The sequence below is a fragment of the Dichelobacter nodosus genome (genome assembly GCF_001263335.1).
Classification (GTDB): domain Bacteria; phylum Pseudomonadota; class Gammaproteobacteria; order Cardiobacteriales; family Cardiobacteriaceae; genus Dichelobacter; species Dichelobacter nodosus.
Window position 1 is genome coordinate 60,583 of record NZ_LGVW01000010.1, and the last position, 14,990, is coordinate 75,572.

Genomic DNA, 14,990 nt, shown 5'->3' on the forward strand with positions numbered 1-14,990 from the left:
CACTCAATGAACACGATATTGCAGCGCTTCTGCCGCGTGCGCCGGCAAAACGGCATCACTCTCTGCCAAATCGGCAATCGTACGCGCCACTTTTAAAACACGATGATAACCGCGCATCGATAACCCCATTTTTTCTGCCGCCTGATCGAGCAGCGTTAAAACGCTTTTTTCGGGGTGAAAATAAAGATCCAATTCGCGGCTACTCAAAAGCGCATTGATTTTTCCCTGCCGCGCAATTTGTCGTTCAAATGCCGCACTGGCTTGCGCTCGCAGCGTTGCCGTGTTATCGCCATCGTGATGCTGCGCGCGCAATTCTTTGGGCGTCAACCGCGCCACCGTCAGATGAATATCAATCCGATCGAGCAACGGCCCGCTGATTTTTTGCCGATAACGCGCAATTTGTTCCGGCGTATCCGTGCAATGATGTTCGGCGTCGCCATAATAACCGCAGGGGCAAGGATTCATCGCCGCAATTAATTGAAATCGCGCGGGAAAATCGCATTTCATCGCCGCGCGCGAAATACTGATATGACCGTTTTCTAACGGTTCACGCAGCATTTCTAAAACGTGACGGTTAAATTCCGGCAACTCATCTAAAAATAAAACGCCGTGATGCGCCAAAGAAATCTCCCCCGGTTTGGGCAAAGAACCGCCGCCGACTAAAGCCGTGGCAGAACTGCTGTGGTGCGGCGCACGAAAAGGACGTTGTCGCCAATGTTCAACATTAAAACCATGTTGACTTAACGAAAGAATCGCCGCGCTTTCAATCGCTTCTTGACGCGTCATCGCCGGCAAAATACCGACAAATCGTTGCGCCAACATAGATTTTCCCGTTCCCGGCGACCCGCTCATTAAAACATGATGACCGCCTGCCGCGGCAATTAATAAAGCGCGTTTAGCTTGATGATGTCCGACCACATCAGCAAAATCCGGATAATGCGGTAACGTTGGAAGCGTCGCCATAATCGGTTGCCATGAATGGCGTTGCTGCAAAATCGCAACAATATCAGCCAAACTCACCGCGCTGCGCACATTTTCAACGGCAATTAACGCCGCTTCCGCCGCATTTTCTTGAGGCACGATAATCTGATGACCGTCTGCTGCTGCCGCTAATGCACACGGCAAAATCGCGCGCACCGCGCGCACTGCGCCGGAAAGCGCTAATTCGCCGTACCATTCCGTTTTTTGCAAAGCATGCGCTGGAATTTGTCCGGAAGCGGCGAGAATACCTAACGCAATAGCAAGATCATATTGCGCGCCGTCTTTGGGCAAATCGGCAGGCGCGAGATTAATGGTGATGCGTTTTTGTGGAAAGGAAAAACCGCTATTGATGATGGCAGCGCGTACGCGATCTTTACTTTCTTTAACCGCTTTTTCCGGCAAACCGACCAACGTCATCGCCGGCAATCCTGCCGATAAATCAATTTCAACGCGTACCAGCGGCGCTTTCATTGCCAATGGTGCCCGAGAATAAACGGTTGCCAGCGCCATTAGTTGGGCCAGTAATAACTATCAGGTTGTTGGCGTGCGCCAAAAAGAGCTTGCCCGACGCGCACAGTGGTTGCGCCCTCGGCAATTGCTAATTCAAAATCGCCCGACATGCCCATTGATAATTCGGCAATATCGGGATTAATTTGTTGCAGTTGATCGCGCAGTTGCCGCAGACGAATAAAACATTGGCGAACGGTGTCTTTATCGCTGGAAAAAATCGCCAAAGTCATCAAACCGCGCAGCCGTAAACTGCGAAACGCTTCCAGTTGACGCACAAAATCTTCTGCATTTTCAGGCGAAATGCCGTATTTTTGCGGTTCGTTGGACGTATTCACTTGAATAAAAACATCTAATTGACGATTTTCTTGCTGCAAACGTTTATCGAGTTCTTCGGCAATTTTTAAACTATCCAGCGCTTGAAATTCGCTGGCAAAACGGGCGACATATTTGGCTTTATTGGTTTGCAAATGCCCGATAATTGCCCATTTTAAATCCGTATCTTGCAGTTCTTGCCATTTGTCGTAGGCTTCTTGAACTTTATTTTCGCCCAAAATCGTCATACCGCAGCTGTGTGCCAAACGCAAACGTTGCGCGTTAACGGTTTTACTCACCGGCAACAGGCGAATGCTATTGGGATCGCGTTGACATTCTTCTGCCGCGCGCACAATGCGTTGACGAATTTCAGCTAAATTTGCTGCAATCGCAGCGGCGGTTTCTGCTTGAGGATAAGTTGGTGTCGTCATATATACTCGATTATTCAAATAAGGAATCGGGATTATAGCATCGGCGTTCATCACAAAATCCGCCGCGCCGCCATTAGCGATCTTTATCCATCAATTCCGCTTCAATTACGCTGCCATCTTCGCGCCGCGCCTGCACGTTGCCGGTGAATTCATAAGTGTTTTCCGGCATATCACGCCAACCAAATCGCCGCGCAACGATATCAGGTTTAAACGCGCGCAATAAAGAATGACCGCAAAACCGCCGTAACGCTGGCAATAGTAAACAAATCGCTAAAATATCGCTGATAAACCCCGGAACGATCAATAAAAATCCTGCCAGCAGGCGATACATACCTTCTTGCAAAACAGATAAATCTGCTTGCGGCGTTTGCATATGTTGGGCGAAAAAATAATGTTGATGACGAATCAAGCGGCTCCCCAAAATCATGGCAAAAATGAGTAATAGTAACGTCATAAACGCGCCCAAAGCATCGGCAACGCTGACCAGCACCACAATTTCCAAAACCAACCAAAAAATAAAAAATAGGGGCATAAATCTTTCTCCATAAAACAGTGATGTTATTGATGGGCGCATTGATAGAAAAATCAATACTCTTTCCCAAAATACCGCCGATTTATTGATGCGCGCCGTCCCAATCTTTGCTGACGCCGCAATCCACAATAAGCGGCACGCTTAACGGTAACGCGTGTTCCATAATGTGCGTAATCCGCGGCTGCCAAATATCGAGCGCTGCCGTTGCCACTTCAAAAACCAATTCATCGTGCACCTGCATTAATAAACGGCATTCTTTTTGCGCGCCGTACGTTTGCCAAAACTGCACCATCGCTAATTTAATAATATCGGCGGCGCTGCCTTGCATCGGCGCATTAATAGCGAGCCGTTCTGCCGCGCGCCGGCGCTGCATATTTTTATTATGAATATCAGGAATATAAAGACGCCGTCCCAAAAGCGTGCTGACATAACCTTGTTGCTGCGCGGTTTGTCGTGCGCTGTCCATATAAGCGAGCACCTGCGGATAACGATGAAAATATTTATCAATATATTCCGCGGCTTGTGTGCGACTGATATTTAATTGCCGCGCTAAACCAAATGCGCTCATGCCGTAAATCAATCCAAAATTAATTGCTTTGGCATCGCGGCGCTGATTGCGGTCAACGGCTTCCGGCGCCACAGAAAATAATTCAGCGGCGGTCGCGGTATGAATATCTTGCTGCAATTGAAACGCGCGCTGCAGCCGTTCATCTTGCGATAAATGCGCCATAATGCGCAGCTCAATTTGCGAATAATCCGCGGCGAGAATGCTATACCCTTCTTCCGCGATAAATGCTTGACGAATGCGGCGCCCTTCATCGCTGCGGATCGGAATATTTTGCAAATTCGGATCAGAAGACGATAACCGCCCCGTGCTGGTCACCGCTTGATGATAACTGGTGTGAACGCGTTTACTATCGGGATCGATGAGTTCGGGCAATTTATCGGTATACGTCGATTTGAGTTTACCGAGCGCGCGATAGTTCAAAATAATTTCTGGCAACGCCGATTGCCGCAGTTCCGCAAGTTTTTGTAACACTTCTTCATTGGTGCTTGCTTGACCGGTCGGCGTTTTATGAATGACAGGCAAAGCCAGCCGTTCAAATAAAATTTCTTGCAATTGTTTGGGTGAATCGAGATTAAACACGCCGCCGGCTAATTGATACGCCTGTTTTTGCAACGTTTTTAACTGTGCAGCAAGTTCCTGCGATTGCACAGCGAGTTTATCGCCGGCGATTTTCACGCCTTGATGTTCCATTGCCCATAAAATTTCCGCTAGCGGTCGTTCAACATTTTCATAAAGCGCTTGTAACGTGGGTTCGCTTGCCAATTTTTGTTGAAAAAACTGATACAACTGCAACGTAATATCGGCATCTTCGCAGGCGTATTGCATCGCCGTTTCCAAATCAATTTCATCAAAACGACGTTGTTTAGCACCGCTGCCGGCAATGTCTTCAAAACGAATGGTTTGCTTATTGAGATAAAAATCGGCTAAATCGTCCATATTGTGACGCGTCGCTGTGCTGTTATAGCAGTAACTCATCAGCATGGTGTCATCAATTACGCCGTTTAACGAAATGCCGTAACGCGCCAAAATGTGGCGGTCAAATTTGAGATGTTGCCCGATTTTACGAATGGAAGCGTTTTCAAATAAATTTTTCAGCGCGGCAAGCGTTTCCGCAAAAGGAAGATTGATGCCATTTTGATGCACGAGCGGCAAATACCACGCCTCGCCCGCCTCCACGGCAAAACTAATCCCCACCCAATGCGCCTGCATATAATTGAGCGAATCGGTTTCAACATCAAAAACAAATGCCGATTTTTGCGCCAATTTTTCGCATAACGCGTTGCATTCGGCAATCGTTTGAATTAAATGATAATGCAATTTTTCCGGCGCTTTTGGCGCGGCGACGGCGGTCGTTTTCAAATAACGGTTTTGAATATCGTTTAATTCATATTGCGCGCACAACGCTGCCAATTTATGCGGATTTTCAGCGCCGCGCGCTAAATCAGCAATGCGATATGGCAAATCCAATGTTTGATTAATGGTGGCAAGTTGTTGTGAACATTTTAATTGCGCCAAACCCGCGCGAAGATTATCGCCGACTTTGCCGCGGATTTTGTCCGCATTTTCAATAATCGCATCGAGCGATCCATAAGTTGCCAACCATTTTTCTGCCGTTTTTGCCCCAACTTTTTCCACGCCAGGGATATTATCGGATTTATCGCCAACTAATGCTAAAAAATCAATCACTTGTGCGGCGGTTAATTGTTCGATTTTAAAACGTTTTGCTACATCAGAAGCGGTGATCGTTTCATTTTTCATTGTATCTAATAACGTGATATCGGCGTGCGTGAGTAATTGCGTCATATCTTTATCGCCGGAAGAAATAATCACTTGATAATCTTCTGCCAAAGCTTGCCGCGCCAGCGTTCCGATAACGTCATCAGCTTCCACGCCCGATTCCATAATCAACGGAAAACCCAAAGCGGTAATTAATTGATGTAACGGTTGAATTTGCACGGCAAGATCTTCCGGCATCGGCGGACGATTGGCTTTATAGTCTGGATAAATTTGGTGGCGAAACGTTTTGCCGGCAGCATCAAAAACCACCGCAAAATAATTAGGTTGATAATCGTCATACAACCGCATCAGCATTTTAATCACGCCGTGCATCGCGCCGGTGGGGTGACCCTTTTGCGTAGTCAGTGGCGGTAATGCATAAAAAGCACGAAATAAATAAGAGGAGCCGTCAACGAGAACGACTAAACGATTACTATCTAGCATAAATGATCCCAAAATAATCCAATTAATGCCGGCAATTTGCCGAAAGCGTTTAGTGTATCAAGCAAACTTTGGCATCGCCCAAAATGCGGTAAAATCCGCGTTTTGCTTCATATTTGGGGAAGATCATGCATCAAATTTGCGTTTTAATTTCGGGTGGCGGTTCAAATTTAGCTGCGCTGATTGCCGCAATCAGCTGTTATCAATGGAATATTCGCATCAATAGCGTGATTGCCGATCGTACCTGCGCTGGAAAACAACATGCCATCGCCGCTCAAATTCCTTTTCATCTCGTTGATCGCACTTTAGATAAAACCACTTTTGCCGAACAACTCATTGCCACTGTGCCACCGGAGACGGAATTAATCGTATTAGCGGGTTTTTTAAGCATTATTCCACCTTCGTTGTTGCACCATTTTCCGCGCATAATCAATATTCACCCGTCGTTATTGCCGAAATTCGGTGGTGCGGGTATGTATGGTTTAAAAGTGCATCAAGCCGTGATTGCAGCAGGCGAACGAGAAAGCGGTTGTACCGTGCATTGGGTCAATCAAGAAATTGACGGAGGCGCGATTTTAGCGCAAAACCGCGTCAGCGTTTTCCCCGACGATACACCGGAACAATTGCAACAACGCATTTTAGCTTATGAACATCAATTATTGCCGGCGACTATCGCGCGCTTATTCGCACTATTGCCGCCGTCTCATCATCAATAATTTCAATAAGTTAACGATAATACCACTGCGTTCCCGTTGCTGAATCTTTTAATTCAATGCCGAGCGCGGAAAGTTTTTCACGAATAGAATCAGCGGTGGCATAATCTTTCGCCGCTTTTGCCGCTTGTCGGCGGGCAATTTCTGCTTCAATTTCTGCCGCGGATAAAGCGCCTTTTTGCTGGAATAACGTTTTTGCATCGCCGGTTAATAATCCCAAACGCGCGGCTAAAGTGCGCAAAGTGAAAGCAATATCAGCCGCTTCCGCCGCTGCGGCTTTATTAAGCATTTTGGCTAATTCGAATAATACGGCGATGGCTTGCGGCGTATTAAAATCATCGTCCATCGCGGCGACAAATCTTTCTTGATACGGCAATAAAATGGCGCCGCCCGTTGTGGGCGCGGTTTCTAAAGCGGTATAAAGCCGTTGCAAACCGCGTTTGGCTTCTTCCAGCGCCGCATCGCTATAATTGACGGGACCACGATAATGGCTTTGCAACATAAAAAAGCGAATCACTTCACCAGCATAGTTTTTTAACACGTCGCGCACGGTGAAAAAATTGCCCAATGATTTACTCATTTTTTCGTTATCGATATTGATAAAACCGTTATGCAACCAATAATTCACGTGTTTTCCGCCGCAAACGGGCTCACTTTGCGCGATTTCGCATTCATGATGCGGAAATTTTAAATCCATGCCGCCGCCGTGAATATCAAAATGATCGCCCAATTGATGCCGGCTCATCACCGAACATTCAATATGCCAACCCGGACGCCCCGCGCCCCAAGGACTTTCCCAACTCGGTTCGCCCGTTTTCGCTTTTTTCCACAACACAAAATCTAACGGATCATTTTTGGCTTCATTAATGGCAATGCGTTCGCCGGCGCGCAAATCTTCTAAACGACGGTTAGCGAGTTTGCCGTATTCATCAAAACTGCGTACCGAGTAATAAACGTCGCCGTTATCGGCAATGTAAGCATGATTTTGGGCAATCAGTTCGCCGATCATTGCGATCATTTCCGCAACATATTCGGTTGCTTTCGGCTCAATGCTGGGCGGCAAACAACCCAACGCGGCTTCATCTTCATGCATGGCATTAATAAAGCGCTGCGTTAACGCTTGAATGGGCTCATTATTTTCTGCCGCGCGGCGAATGATTTTATCGTCGATATCGGTAATATTGCGCACATAAGTTAATTGATAACCGCTAGCGCGCAAATGGCGAGCGATGGTATCAAAAACGACCATCACGCGCGCGTGTCCAATATGGCAAAAATCGTATACCGTCATGCCGCAAACGTACATCATGACGTGATTGGGCGTAATCGGGTGAAAAGGTTCTTTTTGCCGTGAAAGGCTGTTATAAAGATGCAATGCGCTCATGGGAAAATCCTCAAAATTGAATAAATATAGATGGTTTCTCGTTGTTATTAAAACATTTTTAGACGTTTTTTGATGAAAACTGCGCGAATTTGTTATCCACGATAAAGCCGGTAGTATAATTGTCCGCTTCTGACAAACAAAGGACGGATATGCGAAAAATCTTTTTAGCAATGCTGCTGTCGGCGGCAACGGCATCAGCGGCGCCGTGGATTTCCATGAATACCAATTATGGGGAAATTGTTATTGAATTGGACGAAGTGCGCGCGCCGGAAACCGTTGATAATTTTATAAAATATGTTAATTCAGGTTTTTACGACGGCACCATTTTTCACCGCGTGATTGCAGGTTTTATGATTCAAGGCGGTGGATTTACGGCAGATTTTCAACAAAAACCCACGCGCAGCCCCATTGCCAGCGAATCGCAAAATGGTTTGAAAAATCAACGGGCAACGATTGCGATGGCGCGCACCAATGATCCGCATTCTGCCACCGCGCAGTTTTTTATTAATGTGGTTGATAATGATGCGCTCAATCCTAACGGCGCGGATAAATATGGTTATACCGTTTTTGGCGCAGTAAAAAAAGGCATGGACGTTGTCGATAAAATCGCGCAAATGCCCACCGGCGCCGGCGGTATTTTTGAACAAGATGTTCCGCAATCACCGGTTTTAATTGAAAAAGTACGCATTATTGATGCGCCCAATGCAAAAAATTAATTTCAAAAGGATAACCTCATGATTCGTTTACATACTAATAAAGGCACAATTGATATTGAATTGGATCACGAAAAAGCGCCAAAAACGGCAGCGAACTTCCAACAATACGTCACCGAAGGTTTTTATGACGGCACTATTTTTCACCGCGTAATTGCGGGTTTTATGATTCAAGGCGGCGGTATGACCGCTGGACTTAAAGAAAAAAAGACCCGCGAACCCATTGAAAATGAAGCTGATAATGGTTTACAAAATCTCCGTGGTACGATTGCGATGGCGCGCACTGCCAATCCGCATTCTGCCAGCGCTCAATTCTTCATCAATCTTGTTGATAACGATTTTTTAAATCACACCGGCAAAAATGCGCACGGTTGGGGTTATGCCGTATTTGGGAAAGTGGTTTCCGGCATGGAAGTGGTTGATGCTATTGCCAAAACAAAAACCGGACGCATGGGTTTTTATGATGACGTGCCCACAGAAGAAATCATTATTGAACGGGCTGAACTCATCGCATAATGGCGATTGTTTTTCTTTCTGATGTTCATTTGAGCGCGCGGGCGCCGGCGATTACTGAAGCGTTTTTAAAAACACTCGCCGCGTTTTGCGCGCAACCGCCAGAGGCGGTTTTTATTTTGGGCGATTTATTCGATTTATGGTGCGGCGATCGGGCGGCAGATGCGTTTGCTTGGGAAATTGCCGCGCAATTGCGCGCGCTTACTCGATATTGTCCCGTTTTTTTTCAACGCGGAAATCGTGATTTTTTATTAGGTAAACGCTTTTTAGCGGCAAGCGGCATGGTTTTATTGCCCGACCGTTACCTTTTTGATTATCGCGAAAAGCAGATTTTATTAGAACACGGCGATTTATTATGCAGCGATGATAAAGCTTACCAACGTTTGCGGCGCATTTTGCGCAGCGCTTTGCTGATTCATTGCGTGGATAAATTACCGATTTTTATCAGCGTTTTTGTGGGACGTTTTTTGCGGCAAAAAAGCCAGCGCAAAACGGCGCAAAAATCGCCTCAAATTATGGACGTTAACGCCGATACGGTGCAGCTTTTAATGCAGCGTTACGGCGCCGATGTTTTGATTCACGGGCACACTCATCGTCCGGCAGTACATGATTTAGCGGCGGGAAAACAACGCATTGTGTTGGGCAATTGGCGTCCGCACGGCGAAATTCTGCAATGGAACCAAGCGCGTCAATTAACGATTTTTCATGTTTAGCGTGAAAAAATTTCAGCGTTACACATGAATACGGTAATTACCGCGATTTTGGGGAAACTGTTATCGGCGTTTATCGGTTTTATTGCCTTGAGTCCATAATAAGTCAGTGATACATTTTAATTTTTATTAATGTTGGAGTCTTCCATGAACAGAGTAAATGCGCTTTGTCAGTTATCACAGGCAAAGTGTTGGGACGTTGTCGTCATCGGCGGCGGCGCAACGGGATTAGGCATTGCACTCGATGCGATTACCCGCGGTTTTTCTACTTTATTGCTCGAAGCTAAGGATTTTGCCCAAGGAACTTCTAGTCGTTCCACAAAATTGGTGCACGGTGGCGTGCGTTATTTAGCGCAAGGCGATGTTGCTTTGGTGCGCGAAGCGTTAAGAGAACGCGGGCGTTTGGCAAAAAACGCCCCGCATTTATTTAAAATTCAATCGTTTATCATTCCTGGTGAATATTTTTGGACAGCACCTTATTACACTTTTGGTTTATGGTTATACGATCGACTTTCCGGAAAATTAAGCATCGGCGCAACCCGTTATTTATCTAAAACGGAAACGCAAAAACGACTCGCCGGCATTAAAGCAGAAAAAATCCGCGCCGGTGTATGTTATTACGACGGGCAATTTGATGACGCGCGTTTAGCAGTAACGTTGGCGCAATCTGCCGTTGACCACGGCGCGACCGTGCTCAATTATTGCCCTGTTGTGGCATTACATAAAAACGACGCGGGTAAAGTTGATGGCGTGGTGGCGCAAGATGCGTTTTCTCAACAGTCTTACCAGATTTCAGCGCGCGCGGTGATTAATGCCACGGGCGTTTTTGCCAATGAAATTGTGGCGATGGACGAGCCCGACAGTAAACCGCGCATTGTGCCCAGTCAGGGAATTCATTTGGTTTTTGACCGCGATTTATTAGCCAGCGATGATGCGTTAATGGTGCCGAAAACCAGCGATGGACGCGTTCTTTTTGCGGTGCCGTGGCATGATAAATTGGTGGTGGGAACAACCGATACGCTCGTTAATTCAGTTAGTTATGATCCTAAACCATTGGATCAAGAAATTCAGTTTATTTTAGAAACCGCTCGAGATTATTTTAAACGCGCGCCAACGCGGGCAGATGTAAAAAGCGTTTTTGTGGGATTGCGTCCGCTGGCAGCGCCGAAAAAAGAAGGCAAAGCAACGAAGGAAGTTTCGCGCAGTCATAAAGTTCATATCAGCGATTCGGGATTGGTGCATATTATCGGCGGCAAATGGACGACGTATCGCCAAATGGCAGAAGATACGATTGACGCCGCAATGAAAGCCAATTTATTGCCGAAAAAAGCCTGCCAAACAGTGGCGCTCAAATTGCACGGTTATCAAGAATCTTCATTAAGCGATTCTTTTTTAAGCGTTTACGGCAGCGATACTGCAGCATTACAAAAATACAGCGCCGATGATGCGGCTTTAGCAGAAAAAATTCACCCTGATTATCCTTATCTTTTGGCGCAAGTTGCTTGGGCAATTGATCACGAAAGCGCGTTGACTTTGGAGGATATTTTAGCCAGACGTATTCGTTTATTATTTTTAGATGCCCGCGCTGCCGCACAATCGGCGGAAAAAGTGGCGCGGTTTATGGCAAAACGTTTGCAATGGGACGATGAACGTTTGCAAACAGAATTGAACAATTTTACTGCCAAAGCAGCGCAGTATCATTTGTAATCAAAAACTAACCACAACAAAGTAGGAGCGAACATGGCAAAGTACATTATTGCCTTAGATCAAGGAACGACCTCTTCTCGCGCGATTATTTTTAACCACCAAGGAGAAGTCATCAATATTTCTCAAAAAGATTTTCCGCAGCATTTTCCGCAACTTGGCTGGGTGGAACACAGCCCTGATGCAATTTGGAGTACGCAATTATCCGTAATGCAGGAAGCGATTGCTAAAGCGCGCATTCGTGAACACGATATTGCCGCCATCGGCATTACCAATCAGCGCGAAACCACGATGCTATGGAATCGGAAAACGGGCGAACCAGTTTATCAAGCCATCGTTTGGCAAGACCGCCGCACCGTGCGTTATTGTGACACGTTAAAAGAAGAATACGGCGCCATGATTCGGCAAAAAACCGGTTTAATTATCGATGCTTATTTTTCTGCCAGTAAAATTCATTGGATTTTGGAAAACGTTTCCGGCGCGCGCGAACTTGCCGAAAAAGGCGATTTAGCATTTGGAACGGTGGATACATGGCTGATTTGGTGTTTAACCGAAGGCAAAGTGCACGTTACCGATCCCAGTAACGCCAGCCGGACGATGTTATTTAATATTCATACGATGCAATGGGACGATGAATTGCTCGCGTTATTTAATATTCCAAAAGCGATTTTGCCGGAAGTGAAATCCTCTAGCGAGATTTATGGTTACGTTGATAGCCGCTATATTCAAGGCGGTAAAGTGCCGATTGCTGGAATTGCGGGCGACCAACAAGCGGCGTTATTTGGTCAAATGTGTACCAAAAAAGGCATGATGAAAAACACGTACGGCACGGGTTGTTTTTTATTGATGAATACCGGCGATAAAATCGTCACATCTAATAATAATTTGTTATCAACGGTGGCGTGGAAAATCGGCGATAAAGTCACTTATGCTTTGGAAGGCGGCGTTTTTGTGGGCGGCGCGGTGATTCAATGGGTGCGCGATGGTTTGCGGATTATTCGCACCGCTGATGCGATTAATAGTTTGGCAGATACGGTTGAAGATAACGGCGGCGTTTATTTTGTTCCGTGTATGACGGGCATGGGCGCGCCTTATTGGGATCAATACGCCCGCGGCACGATTATCGGCATTACGCGCGGCACCACTGATGCGCATATTGCCCGCGCGACGCTGGAAGGCATTGCTTTACAAGTACACGATATTGTGCGCGCGATGGAAAAAGATGTGGGCGAGGCGACAAAAGAGTTTCGCGTGGACGGCGGTGCAAGCGCGAGTAATTTATTAATGCAAATTCAATCGGATATTTTCCAATTTGATATTGTGCGTCCAAAAGTATTGGAAACAACGGCTTTGGGCGCGGCTTATTTAGCGGGTTTGGCAATTGGTTTTTGGCAAAATACTGATGAAATTGCCCAACAATGGCAGCAAGATCGCACATTTTCGCCGAAAATGCCGCCCGAAAAAGTGGCGCATATTTTGCGTTATTGGAATAAAGCCGTCAAAGCGGCGCAACATTGGATTGAGGAGTAAGTTTATGAGTCCCTTTATGAGCGAATTGGTCGGCACTTTTTTATTGGTATTATTAGGTGATGGCGTTGTTGCCAATTGTTTATTAAAGAAAACAAAAGGTTATCAAGGTGGCTGGATTGTTATTACGACTGCTTGGGCGTTTGCAGTTTTTATAGGCGTTGTGGTTGCACAACCTTCCGGTGCGCATTTAAATCCAGCGGTGACGTTGGGACTTGCCGTGGGTGGAAAATTTGCTTGGACAAATGTGATTCCTTATATCGTTGCGCAAATGATCGGCGGTTTTTTGGGCGCATTTTTAATGTATATCGTCTATATCGATCATTTTAAGATTACAGAAGATGCGGCGTTAAGACGGGCATGTTTTTGCACGGAGTCAGAAATTCGCCATTATCATCATAATGTTATCAGCGAAATTGTGGGCACTTTTGTTTTGGTTTTTGCCGTGTTTTATTTGGCGGGTGCGCAATTAAATCCCGCAGAAGCAACTGCCGTGCCTATTGGTTTGGGGTCAATTGGTGCTTTGCCGGTAGCAATTGTGGTTTGGGTGATTGGTTTGAGTTTGGGCGGCACAACGGGTTATGCCATCAATCCTGCTCGTGATACAGCGCCACGTTTGGCATTAACTTTGTTGAGCAAATCGCTAAAAACCAGTCCGGATTGGGCTTATGGCTGGATTCCATTATGCGCGCCAATGATTGGCGGCGTTTTGGCGGCGGGCGCTTATTTGATTTTGGGCTGATATTTATTAATGAATGATGAAAAAAGGAACGGGAAACCGTTCCTTTTTTTGTGGGTTGTGTATTGCGTTGATGGCTTAGAAACGGTGAAACTGTTAATATTTATGATGATTACTCGTGCTATCTGATAAAAAGCTATAACAAAATGGCTGACTTTATGATAAGTATGCGGAAAAGAGATGCAGTATATTCTGATAACGTTATTCGTTTTACAGTTTGTTTATATAGCCAAACTGCGAAAGAGTGTTGGGCAATAGTTGAAGGCGAAGGTGTATCGCCGGAGAATCCATTTATCGCTGTTTTAATGATTAATCCGCTGATTAGCAATATTGACCTTGCAAATTTCGAGCGTTTCGAGCGCTGTATCGCGTGGGGATTTTACGAAACAATGCAACGAAAAAAATGCGAGAAAATAAAATGAAAACATCAAAAAAACAATTAGAACATGCACGCAACTATATTTGCCGTGCGTGCACGATAAAAGCAGTTAACTTCCATACTAAAAATGACGCTGATTTAATCGCAAAGGTAGAGGCTCTACCGCGCAGTGAGTTTTCAAAATTAGTGCGCGATCTACTACGCAAGCATTTTGATGAAAAATAAGGAATCGTTTCAGTCATTTTGGCTCCTTAAAATAAAAAACCCTCAAAGCGAGGGCAATAAAAAAGCCAGCTTAAAGCTGGCTGCTGGGGGGAATAAATAGGGTTAATGGCTAGAAGACAACGCCGAATTTTTCCATTTCTTCTAATTTGTCGCCGTAGGCTTCAAACTCTTCTTTGGTGCCCAAGAAGACATTAATCGGCGGTATGTCTTCGCATAAGCCGGCAAGGCAAGGCGCATAAGGATAAAGCTCTTTGGGGAAATATTTGTCTGTATCAATGCTTTTAATTTTCGGCAAGTCGCCACCAACCATGGCTGAGTATAAACAGGCAGTAAACTGATAAATATCGCGGTAGGGGGCAGTGATATCGACACTAACGTAAATGTCGCCGCCCCAGCACCCCCAAGGCTTTATTTCAGCAATGACTTCATCAAGAATTTTTTTTATCTCTTCATCTTCGTAGGTAAAAATACCCTTATCGGTATCCAGAGAAGCTGGTAAGCCCAATAATGTAAATTCATATTTCATGGCTGATACCTCAATAATAAGCCTAATGCCAAGTATAACACTTCAGGGTCTTTGTGATGCAAATGATAAACTCTCCATTTCTTGCCATCTCTTCTATAAGCAGAACCGGCCAATAAATATTGGTAAGCCATGGTCATCATTTCGAGTGGTTTGGGTTCGTCATCGCTGCCGTAATTTTTCCCAAAATATAGGTTAAAAAAGTGGTCAGCGCGTCCTTTTTCTCTCGCGTTATATACAGGTTTTTCGCCTTGCTCTTTTAAGATGTCATTGAGCGGTCGCGTTTTTTCGCCGCGCGTGCGGTCAAGC

16 protein-coding genes are annotated in these 14,990 nt (G+C 45.7%); 9 read left to right on the top strand and 7 right to left on the bottom strand.

The features are described from left to right. Positions 1-3: 3 nt before the first annotated feature. The 4 genes from AKG33_RS01160 to polA form a co-directional block, all read right to left on the bottom strand. On the bottom strand, positions 4-1,491 hold the full coding sequence (locus AKG33_RS01160) for a YifB family Mg chelatase-like AAA ATPase (RefSeq protein WP_011927950.1): 1,488 nt from the start codon (positions 1,489-1,491) through the stop codon (positions 4-6). After that, on the bottom strand, positions 1,491-2,234 hold the full coding sequence (locus AKG33_RS01165) for a YggS family pyridoxal phosphate-dependent enzyme (protein ID WP_041729380.1): 744 nt from the start codon (positions 2,232-2,234) through the stop codon (positions 1,491-1,493). Before AKG33_RS01165 ends, AKG33_RS01160 begins: the two co-directional genes overlap by 1 nt. A gap of 73 nt (positions 2,235-2,307) precedes the next feature. Continuing rightward, entirely contained in the window at positions 2,308-2,766 is a 459-nt protein-coding gene (locus tag AKG33_RS01170; RefSeq protein ID WP_041729382.1) for an FxsA family protein, read from the bottom strand. Between the two features lie 82 nt (positions 2,767-2,848). Beyond that, positions 2,849-5,554: a DNA polymerase I gene (polA, locus tag AKG33_RS01175; RefSeq protein WP_011927953.1), complete on the bottom strand. Its 2,706-nt coding sequence runs from the start codon at positions 5,552-5,554 to the stop codon at positions 2,849-2,851. 125 nt (positions 5,555-5,679) lie between these two features. On the opposite strand from polA, the gene purN reads away from it, so the two are divergent. Next, positions 5,680-6,267 carry a phosphoribosylglycinamide formyltransferase gene (purN, locus tag AKG33_RS01180; RefSeq protein WP_011927954.1) on the top strand — a complete coding sequence of 196 codons (588 nt, stop codon included), beginning with the start codon at positions 5,680-5,682 and terminating at the stop codon, positions 6,265-6,267. Between the two features lie 10 nt (positions 6,268-6,277). On the opposite strand, the gene cysS is transcribed toward purN, so the two are convergent. Beyond that, on the bottom strand, positions 6,278-7,648 hold the full coding sequence (gene cysS, locus AKG33_RS01185) for a cysteine--tRNA ligase (RefSeq protein ID WP_011927955.1): 1,371 nt from the start codon (positions 7,646-7,648) through the stop codon (positions 6,278-6,280). Positions 7,649-7,797: 149 nt separating this feature from the next. On the opposite strand from cysS, the gene AKG33_RS01190 reads away from it, so the two are divergent. The 8 genes from AKG33_RS01190 (at position 7,798) to AKG33_RS01225 (ending at position 14,158) form a co-directional block, all read left to right on the top strand. After that, positions 7,798-8,364 (top strand): peptidylprolyl isomerase, encoded by a 567-nt coding sequence (locus AKG33_RS01190; RefSeq protein ID WP_041729383.1) that lies wholly within the window; start codon positions 7,798-7,800, stop codon positions 8,362-8,364. An 18-nt stretch (positions 8,365-8,382) separates the two neighbouring features. After that, on the top strand, positions 8,383-8,877 hold the full coding sequence (locus tag AKG33_RS01195) for a peptidylprolyl isomerase (RefSeq protein ID WP_011927957.1): 495 nt from the start codon (positions 8,383-8,385) through the stop codon (positions 8,875-8,877). Then, positions 8,877-9,587 carry a UDP-2,3-diacylglucosamine diphosphatase gene (locus AKG33_RS01200; protein ID WP_011927958.1) on the top strand — a complete coding sequence of 237 codons (711 nt, stop codon included), beginning with the start codon at positions 8,877-8,879 and terminating at the stop codon, positions 9,585-9,587. Before AKG33_RS01195 ends, AKG33_RS01200 begins: the two co-directional genes overlap by 1 nt. 144 nt (positions 9,588-9,731) lie before the next feature. Further along, positions 9,732-11,291, top strand: a complete 1,560-nt coding sequence (locus AKG33_RS01205) for a glycerol-3-phosphate dehydrogenase/oxidase (RefSeq protein ID WP_050707836.1) — start codon at positions 9,732-9,734, stop codon at positions 11,289-11,291. A 33-nt stretch (positions 11,292-11,324) separates the two neighbouring features. Next, positions 11,325-12,818 carry a glycerol kinase GlpK gene (gene glpK, locus AKG33_RS01210; RefSeq protein WP_050707837.1) on the top strand — a complete coding sequence of 498 codons (1,494 nt, stop codon included), beginning with the start codon at positions 11,325-11,327 and terminating at the stop codon, positions 12,816-12,818. Positions 12,819-12,822: 4 nt separating this feature from the next. After that, the gene (locus AKG33_RS01215; protein ID WP_050707838.1) at positions 12,823-13,557 is read left to right on the top strand and encodes an MIP/aquaporin family protein; all 735 of its coding nucleotides are present in this window, start codon (positions 12,823-12,825) and stop codon (positions 13,555-13,557) included. Between the two features lie 143 nt (positions 13,558-13,700). Beyond that, positions 13,701-13,976, top strand: coding sequence for a lactate dehydrogenase (locus AKG33_RS01220; protein WP_123962252.1), 276 nt, complete (start codon positions 13,701-13,703; stop codon positions 13,974-13,976). Beyond that, on the top strand, positions 13,973-14,158 hold the full coding sequence (locus AKG33_RS01225; protein ID WP_041729386.1) for a hypothetical protein: 186 nt from the start codon (positions 13,973-13,975) through the stop codon (positions 14,156-14,158). Before AKG33_RS01220 ends, AKG33_RS01225 begins: the two co-directional genes overlap by 4 nt. A gap of 109 nt (positions 14,159-14,267) precedes the next feature. Here AKG33_RS01225 and AKG33_RS01230 read toward each other — a convergent pair whose 3' ends face one another. Next, complete coding sequence (locus AKG33_RS01230; protein WP_050707839.1) at positions 14,268-14,684, bottom strand: hypothetical protein; 417 nt, start codon at positions 14,682-14,684, stop codon at positions 14,268-14,270. Beyond that, positions 14,681-14,990 (bottom strand): hypothetical protein (locus AKG33_RS07340; protein ID WP_161802451.1); only part of this gene is annotated, 310 nt, incomplete at its 5' end. The genes AKG33_RS07340 and AKG33_RS01230, both read right to left, overlap by 4 nt.

What these genes read in the sequence shown, in the direction of transcription:
- AKG33_RS01225 (WP_041729386.1), top strand. Translation starts at nt 13,973, where the DNA reads ATGAAAACATCAAAAAAACAATTAGAACATGCACGCAACTATATTTGC.
- purN (WP_011927954.1), top strand. Translation starts at nt 5,680, where the DNA reads ATGCATCAAATTTGCGTTTTAATTTCGGGTGGCGGTTCAAATTTAGCT.
- AKG33_RS01165 (WP_041729380.1), bottom strand. Translation starts at nt 2,234, where the DNA reads ATGACGACACCAACTTATCCTCAAGCAGAAACCGCCGCTGCGATTGCA.
- AKG33_RS01195 (WP_011927957.1), top strand. Translation starts at nt 8,383, where the DNA reads ATGATTCGTTTACATACTAATAAAGGCACAATTGATATTGAATTGGAT.
- AKG33_RS01200 (WP_011927958.1), top strand. Translation starts at nt 8,877, where the DNA reads ATGGCGATTGTTTTTCTTTCTGATGTTCATTTGAGCGCGCGGGCGCCG.
- AKG33_RS01230 (WP_050707839.1), bottom strand. Translation starts at nt 14,684, where the DNA reads ATGAAATATGAATTTACATTATTGGGCTTACCAGCTTCTCTGGATACC.
- AKG33_RS01220 (WP_123962252.1), top strand. Translation starts at nt 13,701, where the DNA reads ATGGCTGACTTTATGATAAGTATGCGGAAAAGAGATGCAGTATATTCT.
- AKG33_RS01215 (WP_050707838.1), top strand. Translation starts at nt 12,823, where the DNA reads ATGAGTCCCTTTATGAGCGAATTGGTCGGCACTTTTTTATTGGTATTA.
- AKG33_RS01170 (WP_041729382.1), bottom strand. Translation starts at nt 2,766, where the DNA reads ATGCCCCTATTTTTTATTTTTTGGTTGGTTTTGGAAATTGTGGTGCTG.
- cysS (WP_011927955.1), bottom strand. Translation starts at nt 7,648, where the DNA reads ATGAGCGCATTGCATCTTTATAACAGCCTTTCACGGCAAAAAGAACCT.
- AKG33_RS01205 (WP_050707836.1), top strand. Translation starts at nt 9,732, where the DNA reads ATGAACAGAGTAAATGCGCTTTGTCAGTTATCACAGGCAAAGTGTTGG.
- polA (WP_011927953.1), bottom strand. Translation starts at nt 5,554, where the DNA reads ATGCTAGATAGTAATCGTTTAGTCGTTCTCGTTGACGGCTCCTCTTAT.
- AKG33_RS01160 (WP_011927950.1), bottom strand. Translation starts at nt 1,491, where the DNA reads ATGGCGCTGGCAACCGTTTATTCTCGGGCACCATTGGCAATGAAAGCG.
- AKG33_RS01190 (WP_041729383.1), top strand. Translation starts at nt 7,798, where the DNA reads ATGCGAAAAATCTTTTTAGCAATGCTGCTGTCGGCGGCAACGGCATCA.
- glpK (WP_050707837.1), top strand. Translation starts at nt 11,325, where the DNA reads ATGGCAAAGTACATTATTGCCTTAGATCAAGGAACGACCTCTTCTCGC.